The organism is Wenjunlia tyrosinilytica (genome assembly GCF_014646055.1).
Classification (GTDB): domain Bacteria; phylum Actinomycetota; class Actinomycetes; order Streptomycetales; family Streptomycetaceae; genus Wenjunlia; species Wenjunlia tyrosinilytica.
Map to the genome: position 1 here is coordinate 181,742 of NZ_BMMS01000016.1, position 16,064 is coordinate 197,805.

Sequence of the window (16,064 nt, forward strand, 5' to 3'; positions counted from 1 at the left end):
GCCTGGGCCGCCCGGCCTGTTATCGGACAGGCATTCGAGTCGCGTCGGTGCGCTCGCAGGGTCGTCAGCGCGCGTACTCCGTGGCGCGGCTCTCCCGCACCACGGTGATCCGGATCTGGCCCGGATAGGTCAGCTCCTGCTCGACCTGCTTGGCCACATCACGCGCGATCACCTGCGCCTGGAGGTCGTCCACCTCGTCCGGGCGCACCATCACCCGGATCTCGCGGCCCGCCTGCATGGCGAAGACCTTGCCCACACCCTCGTGGGAGGCGGCGATGCGCTCCAGGCGTTCCAGGCGCTTGACGTACGCCTCCAGCGATTCGCGCCGGGCACCGGGCCGCCCTCCTGAGATGGCGTCGGCGGCCTGGGTCAGCACGGCCTCGACGGTGCGCGCCTCCACCTCGTTGTGGTGCGCCTCGATGGCGTGCACGACGTCCTCGTCCTCGCCGTAGCGGCGGGCGACGTCCGCGCCGATATGGGCATGGCTGCCCTCGACCTCATGAGTGAGGGCCTTGCCGATGTCGTGCAGCATCGTGCCGCGTTTGACCGGCGCCGGGTCCAGGCCGAGTTCGCAGGCGATCATCGCGGCGATGTGCGCCGACTCGACGAGATGGCCGAGCACGTTCTGGCCGTAGGAGGTGCGGTAGCGCAGGCGGCCCAGCAGCCGTACGAGTTCCGGGTGCACATCGGTGATCCCGACATCCACGAGCGCCTCCTCCGCCGCCCGCTGGCACAGTTGCTCGACCTCGGCATTGCTGCGCTCGTAGACCTCCTCGATCCGGTGGGGGTGGATGCGGCCGTCGGCGACCAGGGAGTCCAGGGTGAGCCGGCCGACCTCCCGGCGCACGGGGTCGAAGCAGGACAGCAGGACGGCCTCGGGGGTGTCGTCGATGATCAGGTTCACCCCGGTGACCGACTCGAAGGCCCTGATGTTGCGCCCCTCACGGCCGATGATCCGGCCCTTCATGTCGTCGCTGGGCAGGTGGAGCACGGAGACGACGGACTCGGCGGTCTGCTCGCCGGCCACGCGCTGGATCGCGGACGCCACGATCCTGCGGGCCCGCTCCTCCCCGCGCTCACGGGCGGCGTTCTCGATGTCCCTGACCAGCACGGCGGCCTCGCGCTTGGCCTGGTTCTCCAGGGTCTTGACCAGCTCGGCCCTGGCCGCGGCGGCGGTCAGCCCGGCGGCGCGCTCCAGGATCCGGCGGCGGTCGTCCGCCACGTCCCGCAGCTCTGCCCGCTTGGCCTCCACGACCCGCTCGGCCGAGGCGAGTTCGCGCCTGGCGAGCTGGATCCGGTCCGCCTCGGCATCGATGCGCTCCTCGCGGTCGGCCAGCCGCTGCTCGCGCCGTTCGAGATCGGCGCGCAGCTCACGCACCTCGTTCTTGAGCGCCCGGATCTCCTCCTCCGCCTCCTCCGTGGCCCGGCGGGCGTCCTCGTGGGCCACGGCCTTGATGGCCTCGGCCTCCTGACGGGCCGTCGAACGAAGCCGCCACATGAGCACGGCGGCGATGGTCGCGAGAATGGACAGACCCGACCCGGTCCCCAGCGCGAGCTCCATGGCCCCAACTCCCGTTCTCCCGCGCGCCACGGCAGCCCTCGGCCGACACCGGAGCAGGACAGACGGGACGCGGTGCCGCGTCACCGCGAGGACCAGGACCGATTACCCGTACGGGTGAACCCGAAAAGGGAAGACGCCACCCCTGCGTGTGAACCGGGTGCCGACTGCAGGCGCACCGGATCCTGTGGCGGACCGGACGGGAGGGCGGTTCGGAAATGGTCGGTCGTGGCCTGCTCGGCTTCTGTTCCGGACACTGCTGGAGACGTGTTCGGCCTTGCGTGTTCGGCGAGGCTGCCCCTCACTCACTGTGAGGCTAGGGCGCCGCAGAGTCAGGGTCAAGAAAACCGACAACCCCCGAACGGCACCCGGCCCGAGGGGCCTGGGTCACTCATGAGCGGGTCGCTCGGTCACCCGCGCACGGGCCGCCCGGTCCCCCCCCCCGCCCGTCGAGGGGACCTCCGGTCCCCGGACCTCACGTCCGCGCCACCCGCACCGGTGGGGCGATCACCGGGGAGATGGGCCTGCTCGTCACTCACGAGCGGATCCTGCCGGTCACCCGGACCGCATCTGCCCGTCCCCTACCGGTCTCTCGGCACTCGCGAGGTGTCCGGGTCACTCGTGACCGGATCTCCCGGATCGCCTGGACCGGCGCTGCCCGCCCCCGCATCTGCCCGTCCCCGTATCCGCCTCCGGGACACTCGCGAGGTGTCCGGGTCACTCATGACCGGATCTCCCGGATCGCCTGGACCGGCGCTGCCCGCACTCATAGCTGCCCGCCCTCGTATCTGCCCGTCCCGTATCCGCCTCGGGGACACTCGCGAGGTCTTCCGGCCACCCCGCGCGGGTCGCCGCGGGGAGGGCGGCCTCGTCACTCGTGAAACGGATCCCCGGGCCACCCGTCCAGGGGTGTTCACTCGGGGAGGTACTGCTCCAGCGCCTCCGCGTCTTCGCCTTCCTCCTCCAGCGCCGCGCGGACCACGCTCAGGGCGAGGCCCTCGCTGTAGCCCTTGCGGGCGAGCAATCCGGCGAGGCGGCGGATGCGTTTCTCGCGCTCGAGGCCGCGCGTCGCGCGGAGTTTGCGCTCCACCAACTCGCGGGCCGTGGCCTCCTCCTGTGCGGCGTCGAGCTGCCCGACCGCCTCGTCCACCAGCTCGCCGTCCACTCCCCGCGTGCGCAGCTCGCGCGCGAGGGCGCGCCGGGCCAGGCCGCGGCTGTGGTGCCGGGACTCGACCCAGGCGTTGGCGAAGGCGCTGTCGTCGATGAGCCCCACATCCTCGAATCTGGCCAGGACATGCTCGGCCACGTCCTCGGGGATGTCCCTGCGGCGCATGGCTTCGGCGAGTTGCCCACGAGTGCGCGGAGTGCCCGTCAGCAGGCGCAGGCACAGCGCGCGTGCCGCCTCCTCGGGATCGCGGGGAGGCGTCGGCTCCTCCCCGTCGGTCCTGCGGCGCCCTCTCCGCCCCCGTTTCGGCGGCCCCTCGCTCCCGGTGCCGGGACCGCCACTACCGGAGAGGGCGCCCGTCTCCTCCCGCACTCCCGCCTCAGCTCTTGACGGTCGCGGTCGCCTTCGCCGCCTTCGCGCCCTTGGCCGTGGCAGCGACGGCCTTCGCCGGGGCCGCGGGCTCCTCTGCCGCCTTGGCGGCGGGCTCGGCCGCGGCCGCCGGGGCGTCGAGCTTCGGGCCGATGCCCAGCTTCTCCTTGATCCGCTTCTCGACCTCGTCGGCGAGGTCGGGGTTGTCCCGAAGGAAGTTACGGGCGTTCTCCTTGCCCTGGCCGAGCTGGTCGCCCTCGTACGTGTACCAGGCGCCCGACTTGCGGATGAAGCCGTGCTCCACGCCCATGTCGATCAGGCCGCCCTCGCGGCTGATGCCGTGGCCGTAGAGGATGTCGAACTCGGCCTGCTTGAAGGGCGGGGCCATCTTGTTCTTGACGACCTTGACGCGCGTGCGGTTGCCGACGGCCTCGGTGCCGTCCTTGAGGGTCTCGATGCGGCGGATGTCCAGACGCACGGAGGCGTAGAACTTCAGCGCGCGGCCACCGGTCGTGGTCTCGGGCGAGCCGAACATCACGCCGATCTTCTCGCGGAGCTGGTTGATGAAGATCGCGGTGGTCTTCGACTGGTTCAGCGCGCCGGCGATCTTGCGCAGGGCCTGGCTCATCAGGCGGGCCTGGAGGCCGACGTGGGAGTCGCCCATCTCGCCCTCGATCTCCGCCCGCGGCACCAGCGCGGCCACGGAGTCGATGACGATGAGGTCGAGCGCGCCGGAGCGCACGAGCATGTCGACGATCTCGAGCGCCTGCTCACCCGTGTCCGGCTGGGAGATGATGAGCGAGTCGGTGTCGACTCCGAGCTTCTTGGCGTACTCCGGGTCGAGCGCGTGCTCGGCGTCCACGAACGCCACCGCGCCGCCCATCTTCTGCGCGTTCGCCACCGCGTGCAGGGTCATGGTCGTCTTGCCGGAGGACTCCGGACCGTAGATCTCGACGACCCGGCCGCGCGGGAGCCCGCCGATGCCGAGGGCGACGTCGAGGGCGGTCGACCCCGTCGGGATGACCTCCACCGGCTCGCGCGCGCCGTCTCCGAGGCGCATGACGGCACCCTTGCCGAACTGCCGTTCAATCTGTGCGAGCGCGGCGTCCAGCGCCTTCTCGCGGTCGGTTCCTGCCATCGGTTCCACCCTGGGGGTCTGTGTCGAGCGCTTCACGTCCACGACGCTAGCCGGTCCCACTGACATCGCGCCCCGGCTCGTACCCGACCTGTGGACAACTCACCGCCCACCATCCTATGGGAATGGATGTTCGATTGTCGGTCCGGGGCGCACCGTGCCCTGGACCGGAAGGGGAAATGCCAGGTCAGCGGCAGAACAAAGCGACGGCAGAACAAGCAACGGCGGAACGGACAGCGGCCGGACAGGCAGCGGCGAAACGGTCACCGGCCGAACAGACAGCGGCGACGGCCGGCGGCGGGAAGAGTCAGCGGCGGAACATCCGGCGCACCACGGCCGCCGCCGAGGCGCCCGACCGCCGCCGGATCCGCTGCTGGGCCCGAGGATCCGTCACTTCGTAACGTTTGATGTACGCGCCCAAGAAGCTCTGGAGGGTCGCCGTCGCCGGGATGGCGATGAGCGCGCCGACCGCGCCCATCAGCGCCGTTCCGGCGATCACGGAGCCGAACGCGACCGCCGGGTGGATGTCCACGGTCCTCGCCGTGATGCGGGGCTGGAGCAGGTAGTTCTCGAACTGCTGGTAGATCACCACGAAGACGAGCACCCACAGCGCGTCCCACGGATCGACGGTGAACGCCAGCAGCATGGGCAGCGCCCCGGCCATGTAGGTGCCCACCGTGGGGATGAACTGCGAGACCAGGCCCACCCAGACCGCCAGCGCGGGCGCGTAGGGGACCCCCACGAACTCGAAGAGGATGTAGTGGGCGACCGCCGAGACGATCGCCATGAGCGCGCGCGAGTAGAGGTATCCGCCGGTCTTGGCGACGGCGATCTCCCACGCCCGCAGCACCTCGGCCTGGCGTGCAGGGGGCAGGACCGAGCACACCGCCCGGCGCAGCCTCGGCCCCTCGGCGGCGAAGTAGTAGGCGAACAAGGTGATGGTCAGCCCCTTGAACACCGCGCTGAGCACGGTGGCGGACAGCCCCCACACACTGAAGGCGCCCTCCTGCAGATACCTGCGCAGCCAGCTCGAGTGCAGGACGTTCTCCTGCACCTTGCCCGGGGACAGCTTCTGGTCGAAGGTGCTGTTGATCCACAGGATCACGGAGTTGATGTAGTCGGGCAGGTTCTCCACCATCGTGCGGATCTGGTCGATCAGCAAGGAGCCGAGCGCGGCGGTGAACCCCGCGGCGAACAGCAGCAGGCCGAGGAAGACAACGCCCGTCGCCAGTCCCCGGCGCATCCCGCGCGCGGCCATGCGGTCCACCGCCGGCTCCACCGCGAGCGCCAGGAAGAACGCGATCAGCACCGACATCAGCAGGCCCAGCAGTTGATGGAAGGCCCAGCTGACGAAGCGGAACGCGCCGAACAGCGCGAACGCCAGGAGCATGGCGCGCGGAAGCCACCGCGGCATCCGGTCGCGGTCGCGTTCACCGCCACGGCCGGGAGAACCGTCGCGGTCGCCGTCGCGACCGGCGGTGTCTCCCTCGGCGGTGTCTCCCTCGGCGGCCTCGCCGTCGGCGGCGTCTCCCTCGGCGTCGCCACCCGGTGTCCCGTCCGATGGCTCGCCCGACGTCTGCGGTATCTGATCACTGCTCGGCACGCGGTCAGTCTGGCCTACCGCGTGCGCCGCGGCTAACCCCTGGCGCCACCCGTCCGGCACGGCCGGGCGCCGTTGCCGCCCAACACCGCCGTCGAGCCACGCCGTTCGGCGCACCCGTCGAGCAGGCGGCTTCCTTGACGAGAGCTTCCGTGCGACAGCTTTCGTTCAGCGCTTCCGTGCGACAGCTTTCATTCAGCGCTTCGACGCGGGCACGTCCATGGCCGCGCACACCGCGCGCCAGACATCCTTCGCGTCCCACCCCGCGTCGAGCGCCTCCATCACGGTGCGCCCGCCGAGCTGGGACATGACATGGTCGCGGGCGAACGAGTCGGCGTACGCCTCCCCGAAGTGAGCGCGCATCCGCCGCCAGAACTCCGTCAACCTCATGCGCTCCAGTATCCCGCCTCGGCGGGCGAGCGTTCCCACGGCCGGGTGCAGTGCCGCCGGGACCGCGCCGCGGGCGGCCCGCCGCGCCTACTGTGCCCGGTATGGCTGAATCCCCCACTGCCGCGGCGGACCCACTCGCCGCCCCTTCCGCCGACCCCCTCTCCCGTGCCGAACGCTTCATCTGGCTGACGGGCCGTGTCCTGGAGCAGAGACGATTCGCCCATCTCTTCCGCGGCGCGGACCCCGGCCCCGTGGAGACCGCGCTGTCCGCCTATGCCAACGAGGACGGCGGGTACGGGCACGCCCTCGAACCCGATGTGCGCGGTCCGTCCAGCCAGCCGCTGCCCACGATGACGGCGCTGCGCCTGCTGGACGAGCTGGGGCTGTGCGGCGGGCAGCACGCGGAACGGATCTGCCGGTGGCTGACCACGGTCACCAACCACGACGGCGCGCTGCCCGCCGTCCTGCCCTCCTTGCGCGACTACCCGCACCCGCCCTATCTGCGGGTGCCCGACGACCCGCCGAGCGAACTGCTGGCCACCGGGGCAGTCGTGGGCACCCTGCACCGCAACGAGGTGTGGCACGCGTGGCTGTTCCGCGCCACCGAGTTCTGCTGGCGGGCCGTGGAGTCGCTCGACCGCACGCACCCGTACGAGGCCGAGGCGGCGGTGGCGTTCCTCGACGGGGTCCCGGACCGGGCCCGTGCCGAGCGCGCCGCCGCCCGCCTGGGCAGGATCGTGCGCGAGCGCCAGCTGGTCGTGCTCGAGCCCCGCCGTGCCTCGGTGCTGCCCGTCTCTCCCGGCTATGCGCCGGGCGAGCACCACTTCGCGTACGACTACGCCCGCACTCCCGACTCGCTCGCCCGGCGGTGGTTCTCGGACGCGGAGATGGAACGGGCCCTCGACGCGCTCGCCGCCGCCCAGGAGGACGACGGCGGTTGGCCGATCCGCTGGCGGGAGTGGGCTCCGGGCACCCGTCTGGAGTGGCGGCCGATAGTGACGATCGAGGCGCTGCGCACCCTGCGGGCGTACGGGCGCGAGCCCGGTCTCAGCCCAGAGCGCGCACCAGGGCGGTGACCACCACGGCGGCCGCCACGACGACGAGGAAGGGCGCCCGCAGGAGCAGGGCCGCGGCGGCGGCCGCGACTCCGGCGGCACGGGCGTCGAGGGTCAGCGCCCGGCCGTCGCCGAACGTCTGGATGCCGGTGAGCGCCGCGAGCAGGGCGATCGGCACCAGGGCGGCGAGCCGGCGCACCAGCGGCCGCTCCAGCACCCCGGCGGGGACCGAGAGGCCGAGTAGCTTGACCAGGTAGCAGCTCAGGGCAGTGCCGAGGATGGCGAGCCAGGTGGTCATCGGTGGGCCTCCTTCTCCCGTGCGTCCGGCCCATCGGGTGCGTTCTCCCGTGCGTCCGGCCCATCGGGTACGTTCTCCCGTGCGTCCGGCCCATCAGGTGCGTTCTCCCGTGCGTCCGGCTTCTCGCGGGCGTTCTCGCGTGCCTCCGGCTTCTCCTGGCCGCCCCGCTCATCCTGTGCGTCGCGGACCGGCGCCCCGTCGGCCCGCGCACCGCGGCCCCGCAGCCCGTACAGGGCGAGGACGATGGGCGCGGCCAGCCCCGCGGCCAGGACCGGCACGCCGGCGGGCAGCACCGGGAGAAGGCCGAGGCCGATGACGACCGCGGAGCCCGCGACCAGCCGTTCACGGGTGCCGTGCAGCATCGGCGCGAGCAGGGCGAGGAACACCGCGGGACCGGCGGCGTCGAGACCGAGCCTCCTGGGGTCGCCCAGGGCCCCCGCACCGAGGGCGCCGAGCAGGGTGGTGAGGTTCCACAGCACGTACAGGGTCAGCCCGGTGACGAGGAATCCGATGCGGGCGCGGCGCCGGTCCGGCTGCGGCAGCGCCACGGCGGTGGTCTCGTCGATGACCATCTGGGCGGCGAGCGGCCGGACCCAGCGGGGCAGTCCCAGCAGTTCGGACAGGCGCAGCCCGTAGAAGGCGTTGCGGACGCCGAGGAAGAATGCCCCGGCGACGGCGGCGAGCGGGTTGCCGCCCGAGCCGAGCGCGCCGACGAGGGCGAACTGGGAGGCGCCGGTGAAGACGAGCAGGCTCATCGCGCACGCCTGGGCGGGGCCGAGTCCCGCGCCGACCGCCGTCACGCCGAACGCGAAGCCCGAGGCGCCCACGGCGATGCCGACACCGAGCGCGTCGCGGACGACGGCGCGGCTGCCGTCGTCGGCGACGTGGGAAGGAGGCAGGCGGGAAGGGTCCTGGGCCGATGGAGGGGTCACGTCCTCACCGTAGGCGAGGCTCTTCGGAGAGGTCTTGTACGTTCTTGCGCCCCTGCCGGTAGATCCCCGGGGGGACGCCGACGATGCGGGTGAAGTGCCGGTTCAGGTGCGGCTGGTCGTGGAAGCCGACCTCGGCGGCGGCCTGCGCGGGGGTGATGCCCGCGTCCAGCAGAGCGCGGGTCCGGCGCACCCTGGCGCCGGTCAGCCAGGCGTGCGGCGGCAGCCCGTACGCGTCGCGGAACGCCCTCAGAAGGGAGAACGGGGCCGTGCCCACCTCCGCGGCGAGCTGTTCCAGGCTGGGCGGGTCCGCCATGCGCTCCTCGAGGATCTCGCGGGCCCGGGCGGCGGCGCGGGCCCCGGCGCCCGGTGTGGGCCGGGCGGGCAGGGGTTCGGCGTGGGTGCGCAGGAGCCGGGCGACGACGATGCGCAGCAGGCTGTCGGCGGCGAGGGCGTCGTCCCGTTCGGCGGCGCGGTGCACGGCGGTGACCAGTGCGGCGTTGCGGGGGTCGGCCACCACGGCGTCACGGAAGGAGGGGGTGCCGCGCGCGGAGGAGACCTCCTCGGCTATCCGCCCGACGACGTCCACGGCCGGGTACAGCACGTGGTAGCTCCAGCCCTCGGGGACCCCGGCGTGGCCGGTGTGCGGGCCGTCGGGGTTGACCATCGCCACCGTGCCCGGTCCCGCGCGCTCGACCGTGCCCCGGTAGTGGAACTCCTCGACGCCCCGGGTGACGGCCGCGATCACATAGGTGTCATGGGTGTGCCGGGTGAACGCGTGCCGGACGAACCGCGCCCGCAGCAGGTCCACCCCGGGCACCCCGGGATGCTGCCAGTAGTGTGCGCTCTCCCCCGCTCCCATCCCCCCATTCTGCCGTCCCGGTGCTCCTGGGTCCGGAGCGCTCAGCCCGCCGTGCCGGTGCGCGTGCCCGTCTCCGTGCGCGTGCCCGTGCCGGTCTCCGCGCCAGTGCCCGTCTCCGCGCCCGTGACCGTGCCGGACTCTGTGCCCGTGGCCGTGCCCGACTCCGTTCCAGTCGTGTCCGACTCCGTGCCCGTGCCGGTGCCCGTGCCCGTGTCCGTCTCCGTAGCGGCCTCCGCGCCCGACTCCGTGCCAGTGACCGTGCCCGACTCCGTAGCGGTCTCCGTGGCCGTGCCCGACTCCGTGCCCGTCTCCGGGGCGGGCAGGGCCAGCAGACCGCGACCGTAGTACGCGTCGCCCGGGCAGCCGCCGCCCCTGCCCACGGCCGAGGGGCAGTCGCGGGGGACGGCGGCGCGGGTGAGCAGGGTGTGCAGCAGGTCGGCGTTCGCACCGGGGTGGTCCGCAGCCTCCACCGCGGCGGCGGCGCTGACGTGGGCGGCGGCCATCGAGGTGCCGGAGAGCGCGGCGTAGCGGCCGCCCGGCCAGGTCGAGACGATCTGTCCCTCGGGGCCCGCGTCGGGGTCGCCGCCGGGGGCGGCCAGCCAGCCGCGTCCGGCGCCGTAGTTGGAGTAGGCGGCCAGTGCCCCGCTGCGGTCGACGGCGGTGACGCCGACGACGCCGGGGAGTTCCCCCGGCAGGCGGATGCAGTCCGCGCCGAGGTGGCGCGTGGGCGGCTTGGCGCCCGCCGCGTGGTCGTTGGGGCTGCGGCGGTCGACCCGGGATGCGTCGAGGTCCTGGCCGTCGTTGCCCGCGGAGGCGACCACCAGGGCGCCGCGCCGCTGGGCGTAGGAGACGGCGCGGGCCACGGCGCTGGTGACGGCGGCCTGGTCGCGGTCGCCGGGGCAGTTGTACTTCCAGGGGTCGGAGAAGTAGCTGTTGTTGATCACCCGGGCGCCGTGGTCGGCGGCCCACATGAAGCCGCAGACGATGTTCTCCGCGTAGTACTGGCCCGCCGTGTCCAGCAGCCGCACCGCCGCGATCCGCGCGCCCGTGGCGATGCCCGTGATGCCGTGGCCGTCGCGGGTGGCGGCGATGGTGCCGGCGATGTGGGTGCCGTGGCCGTTGTCGGGCAGGAACGACAGCGGCCGCCACGCTCCGGGAGAGGGGTCGGCGTGGCCGGAAGCGCACGAGGCCGAGCGGGCCGGGTCGACGGCCGCCCGCAGGTCGGGATGGGTGTCGTCGACACCCGAGTCGAGGACGGCGACGACGGTGCGGCGCAGGGCCTCGGGTCCGGCTGCGTCAACGGACCGGTCACCGCCGATCATGGAAAGGTTCCAGGAGGGCTGCTCGCGCGGGTCGGGGACGATCGGCGGTACGTCGACGGGCGGGCCGCCGCGTGCCCGGGGCGCGGAGGCGCGCGGGGCGGGCGCCGGGGCGCCGTCCTTCCCCGCTCCGGCCATGGGCAGCGGCACCGGGCCGCCGGGGGGAGACACCGGGGGCACCGGGAACGGGGCGGTGCGGGTGGCTCCGGCGGCGCCGATGCCGGGGGTCCGGCGCACTCGCGCGGCGAAGCGCCGGTCGGTGGAGTAGGCGACGACGACGCCGATGCGCGGGTGGACGGGGCCGGTGACACCGCCTGCCGCGCGCACGGCCGCCGCCGCGGTCGCCGCGCCCACGGCGTCCGGCCGTGCGGCCACCACGACATAGCTGAGATACGTGCGGCGGGGGGCGGAGTCCGTGACACCGCCGCCCAGGGCGGACAGGAGGAGTGCGCACAGCGCCAGATTGCGCACCGCGGGCGCTCGGGGGCCCGTCCGCGTCCGGTCCACCGCACCTCCCGCGGTCGTTGTGTGCGATCATCCGATCACTCTCCGCAGTCACCTTATGCGTAAGTGCAATGAAATGCCCGGATGTATTGGTCCGCCCGGGCCCGAACCGGAGGCCGCACCCGTTTGTCAGTGGTGCCAGGCAGGATGGAGACATGGCGCACCAGCCCTCGTCCGAGCCGACCGCGTCCGAAGCCCTGGCCGCGTTCTCCCCCGCCACGCGTGAGTGGTTCGCGGGGGCCTTCCACGCGCCCACGGCCGCGCAGGCGGGGGCCTGGAAGGCCATCGGCGAGGACTGCGACGTGCTGGTGGTCGCTCCCACGGGCTCCGGGAAGACGCTCGCCGCGTTCCTGGCCGCGCTCGACCAGCTGACGTCGACGCCTCCGCCCGCCGAGGCCCGCAAGCGGTGCCGGGTGCTCTACGTCTCCCCGCTCAAGGCCCTCGCCGTCGATGTCGAGCGGAATCTGCGCAGCCCGCTCACCGGCATCAAGCACGCCGCCGTCCGCGTCGGCCGGCCCGAGCCGGAGGTGCGGGTCGGCATCAGGTCCGGCGACACCCCGGCCGCCGAGCGGCGCGCGCTGGCCACCAAGCCGCCGGACATCCTCATCACCACCCCCGAGTCCCTCTTCCTCATGCTCACCTCGTCGGCGCGCGAGGCGCTCAGCGGTGTCGAGACCGTGATCCTCGACGAGGTGCACGCGGTGGCGGGCACCAAGCGGGGGGCGCACCTGGCGCTGACCCTCGAGCGGCTCGACCAGCTGCTGGACCGGCCCGCGCGCCGGATCGGGCTGTCCGCGACCGTCCGGCCGGTGGACGAGGTGGCCCGCTTCCTGTCGCCGCAGCGCAAGGTGAGCGTGGTCCAGCCGCCGTCGGGCAAGGAGTTCGACCTCTCGGTGGTCGTGCCGGTCCAGGACATGGGAGAGCTCGGCGGCTCACCCGCCTCGGAGCACAGCGGCGCCGCGGCCGGGCCGGAGCAGCAGGCCTCGATCTGGCCTCATGTGGAGGAGCGCATCGCCGATCTGGTGCAGGCGCACCGCTCGACCATCGTCTTCGCCAACAGCCGCCGCCTCGCCGAGCGGCTGTGCAACAGGCTCAATGAGATCTCCTACGAGCGCGCCACCGGGGAGCCGCTGCCGGAGGCGCACTCACCGGCTCAGATCATGGCCGAGGCGGGCGCCGCCAAGGGGGCGCCGCCGCTGCTCGCCCGCGCCCACCACGGATCGGTGTCGAAGGAGCAGCGCGCGCTGGTCGAGGAGGACCTCAAGGCGGGTCGGCTGCCCGCCGTGGTGGCCACCTCCAGCCTGGAGCTGGGCATCGACATGGGCGCGGTGGACCTGGTGGTGCAGGTGGAGTCGCCGCCGTCGGTGGCCTCCGGGCTGCAGCGGGTCGGGCGCGCGGGCCACCAGGTGGGGGCCGTTTCCACGGGCGTGGTCTTCCCCAAGTACCGGGGCGATCTCGTCCAGGCCGCCGTGGTCACCGAGCGGATGCGCTCCGGCGGTATCGAGGCCCTCCGGGTGCCCAGCAATCCGCTGGACGTGCTCGCCCAGCAGATCGTGGCGATGACCGCGATGGATTCCTGGGACGTGGAGGAGATGCTGGCGCTGGTGCGCCGGGCGGCTCCCTTCGCCTCGCTGCCGCAGTCGGCGTTCGAGGCGGTCCTGGACATGCTCGCCGGGCGGTATCCGTCGGACGCCTTCGCGGAGCTGCGGCCCCGAGTGGTGTGGGACCGCGTGGCGGGCACGGTGAACGGGCGCCCGGGGGCGCAGCGGCTCGCCGTCACCTCGGGCGGCACGATTCCCGACCGCGGCCTGTTCGGCGTGTTCCTGGCCGGCGCCGACCCGAAGAAGGGCGGCGGCCGGGTCGGCGAGCTCGACGAGGAGATGGTCTACGAGTCGCGGGTCGGCGATGTGTTCACCCTCGGCACGACCTCGTGGCGGATCGAGGACATCACCCGGGACCGCGTGCTGGTCAGCCCGGCGCCCGGCGTCCCCGGAAGGCTGCCGTTCTGGAAGGGCGACCAGCTCGGCCGCCCGCTGGAGCTCGGCCGCGCGGTGGGCGCCTTCCTGCGCGAGATCGGGCGGATTGCGCCCGAGTCCGCCCGTGAGCGGCTGTCGCGGGCGGGTCTCGACGAGTGGGCGGCGGACAACGTCCTGGCGTATCTCGACGAGCAGCACCGGGCCTGCGGGCATGTGCCGGACGACCGTACGATCGTGGTCGAGCGCTTCCGGGACGAGCTGGGCGACTGGCGGGTGGTGATCCACTCCCCGTTCGGCGCCCAGGTGCACGCGCCGTGGGCGCTGGCCCTCGGTGCCCGCCTCAGCGAGCGCTACGGCATGGACGCCCAGGTCATGCACGCCGACGACGGGATCGTGCTGCGCCTTCCGGACGCGGATCTGATGGGGCTGGACTTCCTGGACTCGCCGCCGCCCGTGCCCGGGCAGGCGGTGGCGCACGAGGAGATCGATCCGGACACTCCCCCGGTCGGCGCGGACGCGGTGGCGTTCGAGGCCGGCGAGGTCGAGCAGCTGGTGACCGACCAGGTCGGCGGCTCGGCCCTGTTCGCGGCGCGGTTCCGCGAGTGCGCGGCCAGGGCGCTGCTGCTGCCGCGCCGGAATCCCGGCAGGCGAACCCCGCTGTGGCAGCAGCGGCAGCGGGCGTCGCAACTGCTCCAGGTGGCCTCGGAGTTCGGCTCCTTCCCCATCGTGCTGGAGGCCGTGCGCGAGTGCCTTCAGGACGTCTTCGACGTGCCGGGGCTGGCCGAGCTGATGGGCGACATCGAATCGCGCAAGGTCCGGCTGGTCGAGGTGACGACGCCCGAGCCGTCGCCGTTCGCCAGGTCACTCCTGTTCGGATATGTCGCGCAGTTCCTCTACGAGGGCGACTCCCCCCTGGCCGAGCGGCGGGCGCAGGCGCTCTCGCTCGACTCCAGGCTGCTGGCCGAGCTGCTGGGCCAGGCGGAGCTGCGTGAGCTGCTGGACGCCGATGTGCTCACCGAGCTGGAACGCGAGCTCCAGCGGCTCACCGACGAGCGCAAGGCCAAGGACGTCGAAGGTGTTGCCGACCTGCTGCGCATGCTCGGCCCGCTCACCCCGCTGGAGATGGCGGAGCGCGGTGGAGAGCCCGCGTGGGCCGAGGAGCTGAGCCGGGCCCGCCGCGCCATCCGGGTGCGGATCGCGGGCGAGGAGCGGTGGGCCGCGATCGAGGACGCCGGGCGGCTGCGGGACGCGCTGGGCACCGCCCTGCCCGTGGGCGTTCCCGAGGCGTTCACCGAGCCGGTCAAGGACCCGCTGGGCGATCTGCTGGCACGCCACGCCCGCACCCATGGCCCGTTCGCGGCGCCCGAGGCCGCGGCCCGCTTCGGCCTCGGCACGGCCGTGGTCACCGGGGCGCTCCAGCGCCTGGCGGCGGGCGGGCGGGTGGTGCAGGGCGAGTTCCGGCCCGGCGGGGTCGGCCATGAGTGGTGCGACTCAGAAGTGCTGCGCCGACTGCGGCGGCGTTCGCTGGCCGCGCTGCGGCAGGAGGTGGAGCCCGTGCCGCCCACGGCGCTGGCCTCCTTCCTGCCGCAGTGGCAGCACATGGGCACCCACAGCCTGCGCGGGATCGACGGATTGATGCGGGCGGTCGAGCAGCTCCAGGGGGCGGCCGTGCCCGCCTCGGCGCTGGAGAAGCTGGTGCTGCCCTCCCGGGTGTCCGGCTACCGCCCCTCGATGCTCGACGAGCTCACCGCGGCGGGCGAGGTGGTCTGGGCGGGAGCGGGCGCGCTGCCGGGCAAGGACGGCTGGGTGTCGCTGTATCCGGCCGACACCGCGCCCCTTCTACTGCCCGAGGCGCAGCCGCTGGAGCTCTCCGCTGTCCACCGGGCCCTGCTGGAGGCCCTGTCCGGTGGATACGGCCTCTTCTTCCGGCAGCTGGCGGACCGGGCCGCGGCGAGCGGCGAGAGCGTGGACGACCCGACGCTGGCGGCCGCCCTGTGGGAGCTCGTCTGGGCGGGACACCTGACGAACGACACCCTGGCCCCGCTGCGTTCGCTGCTCGGCTCCGGCCGCACGGCGGGCTCCACGGCCCACCGGGCGCCGCGCTCGGTGCCTCGCGGGCGGTACGGCGGGCTCACCCGCGGCGGCCTGCCGCGGGTGACGGCCTCACGGACCGGGCCGCCCACCACGGCGGGGCGCTGGTCGCTGCTGGCCGGGCCCGTGCTGCCCGGTGGCGGGCAGGAGGGGCGGATCACCGACCCCACCCATCGGGCGCATGCCCTCGCCCAGTCCCTGCTCGACCGGCACGGCGTGGTCACCAGGGGCGCGGTCGCGGCCGAGGGCGTCCAGGGCGGCTTCTCCGCCGCCTACCGGGTGCTGTCGGCCTTCGAGGACACCGGACGGGCCAGGCGCGGCTATGTCGTGGAGGGGCTGGGAGCGGCCCAGTTCGCGACGGACGGGGCGGTGGACCGGCTGAGGGCGGTCAGCACCGCACGCGAGCGGGCACCCGAGGCATCGGCGGGGAAGAACCGGCAGGGCGCCCTGGTCATCGCCGCGGCCGACCCGGCCAACGCCTATGGCGCTGCCCTGCCCTGGCCGGAGCCGCCGAACGGCGCGGGGCACAAGCCGGGCCGCAAGGCGGGCGCGCTGGTCGTCCTCGTCGACGGCGAGCTGATCCTCTACGTCGAGCGGGGCGGCAAATCGCTCATAGCCTGGGAGACCACGCCCGAGCGGCTTCAGGCGGCGGTCGACGCCCTCGCCCTGGCCGTCCGCGAGGGCGCCCTGGGGAAGATCACCGTGGAGCGGGCCAACGGGGAGTCGGCGCTCACCTCGCCGCTCGGCCATGCCCTGGAGGCCGCGGGGTTCCACCCGACCCCTCGCGGCCTGCGGCTGAGGGTGTGAGGGGAC

11 protein-coding genes are annotated in these 16,064 nt (G+C 73.6%); 2 read left to right on the top strand and 9 right to left on the bottom strand.

The features are described 5' to 3' along the window. Nucleotides 1-64: 64 nt before the first annotated feature. From rny to IEY86_RS19670, 5 genes are all read right to left on the bottom strand, one after another. On the bottom strand, nucleotides 65-1,561 hold the full coding sequence (gene rny, locus IEY86_RS19650) for a ribonuclease Y (RefSeq protein ID WP_189133060.1): 1,497 nt from the start codon (nucleotides 1,559-1,561) through the stop codon (nucleotides 65-67). 910 nt (nucleotides 1,562-2,471) lie between these two features. Next, nucleotides 2,472-3,095, bottom strand: a complete 624-nt coding sequence (gene recX, locus IEY86_RS19655) for a recombination regulator RecX (protein ID WP_229698582.1) — start codon at nucleotides 3,093-3,095, stop codon at nucleotides 2,472-2,474. Nucleotides 3,096-3,102: 7 nt separating this feature from the next. Continuing rightward, nucleotides 3,103-4,296, bottom strand: a complete 1,194-nt coding sequence (gene recA / locus IEY86_RS19660) for a recombinase RecA (protein ID WP_373287057.1) — start codon at nucleotides 4,294-4,296, stop codon at nucleotides 3,103-3,105. Between the two features lie 238 nt (nucleotides 4,297-4,534). Then, the gene (locus IEY86_RS19665) at nucleotides 4,535-5,830 is read right to left on the bottom strand and encodes an AI-2E family transporter (protein WP_229698583.1); all 1,296 of its coding nucleotides are present in this window, start codon (nucleotides 5,828-5,830) and stop codon (nucleotides 4,535-4,537) included. A gap of 192 nt (nucleotides 5,831-6,022) precedes the next feature. Beyond that, a complete protein-coding gene (locus tag IEY86_RS19670) occupies nucleotides 6,023-6,217 on the bottom strand; it encodes a DUF3046 domain-containing protein (protein WP_189133062.1) in 195 nt (64 codons plus the stop codon). Nucleotides 6,218-6,318: 101 nt separating this feature from the next. Between IEY86_RS19670 and IEY86_RS19675 the strand changes: the two genes are divergently transcribed. Further along, complete coding sequence (locus tag IEY86_RS19675; RefSeq protein WP_189133063.1) at nucleotides 6,319-7,293, top strand: hypothetical protein; 975 nt, start codon at nucleotides 6,319-6,321, stop codon at nucleotides 7,291-7,293. Here IEY86_RS19675 and IEY86_RS19680 read toward each other — a convergent pair. From IEY86_RS19680 to IEY86_RS19695, 4 genes are read right to left on the bottom strand one after another with little or no spacing between them, the layout of a single operon-like run. Next, the gene (locus IEY86_RS19680) at nucleotides 7,265-7,570 is read right to left on the bottom strand and encodes an AzlD domain-containing protein (RefSeq protein WP_189133064.1); all 306 of its coding nucleotides are present in this window, start codon (nucleotides 7,568-7,570) and stop codon (nucleotides 7,265-7,267) included. The two genes, IEY86_RS19675 and IEY86_RS19680, sit on opposite strands and share 29 nt — an antisense overlap. Then, the gene (locus tag IEY86_RS19685; protein WP_229698593.1) at nucleotides 7,567-8,469 is read right to left on the bottom strand and encodes an AzlC family ABC transporter permease; all 903 of its coding nucleotides are present in this window, start codon (nucleotides 8,467-8,469) and stop codon (nucleotides 7,567-7,569) included. The genes IEY86_RS19680 and IEY86_RS19685 overlap by 4 nt, the downstream gene beginning before the upstream one ends. 37 nt (nucleotides 8,470-8,506) lie before the next feature. Next, entirely contained in the window at nucleotides 8,507-9,361 is an 855-nt protein-coding gene (locus IEY86_RS19690) for an AraC family transcriptional regulator (protein WP_189133065.1), read from the bottom strand. A 41-nt stretch (nucleotides 9,362-9,402) separates the two neighbouring features. After that, the gene (locus IEY86_RS19695) at nucleotides 9,403-11,187 is read right to left on the bottom strand and encodes a S8 family peptidase (protein ID WP_189133066.1); all 1,785 of its coding nucleotides are present in this window, start codon (nucleotides 11,185-11,187) and stop codon (nucleotides 9,403-9,405) included. A 152-nt stretch (nucleotides 11,188-11,339) separates the two neighbouring features. On the opposite strand from IEY86_RS19695, the gene IEY86_RS19700 reads away from it, so the two are divergent. Further along, entirely contained in the window at nucleotides 11,340-16,058 is a 4,719-nt protein-coding gene (locus tag IEY86_RS19700; protein WP_189133067.1) for an Lhr family ATP-dependent helicase, read from the top strand. The last annotated feature ends 6 nt before the right edge of the window (nucleotides 16,059-16,064 follow it).

What these genes read in the sequence shown, in the direction of transcription:
- rny (WP_189133060.1), bottom strand. Translation starts at nt 1,561, where the DNA reads ATGGAGCTCGCGCTGGGGACCGGGTCGGGTCTGTCCATTCTCGCGACC.
- recA (WP_373287057.1), bottom strand. Translation starts at nt 4,296, where the DNA reads ATGTCAGTGGGACCGGCTAGCGTCGTGGACGTGAAGCGCTCGACACAG.
- IEY86_RS19670 (WP_189133062.1), bottom strand. Translation starts at nt 6,217, where the DNA reads ATGAGGTTGACGGAGTTCTGGCGGCGGATGCGCGCTCACTTCGGGGAG.
- IEY86_RS19675 (WP_189133063.1), top strand. Translation starts at nt 6,319, where the DNA reads ATGGCTGAATCCCCCACTGCCGCGGCGGACCCACTCGCCGCCCCTTCC.
- IEY86_RS19680 (WP_189133064.1), bottom strand. Translation starts at nt 7,570, where the DNA reads ATGACCACCTGGCTCGCCATCCTCGGCACTGCCCTGAGCTGCTACCTG.
- IEY86_RS19690 (WP_189133065.1), bottom strand. Translation starts at nt 9,361, where the DNA reads ATGGGAGCGGGGGAGAGCGCACACTACTGGCAGCATCCCGGGGTGCCC.
- IEY86_RS19700 (WP_189133067.1), top strand. Translation starts at nt 11,340, where the DNA reads ATGGCGCACCAGCCCTCGTCCGAGCCGACCGCGTCCGAAGCCCTGGCC.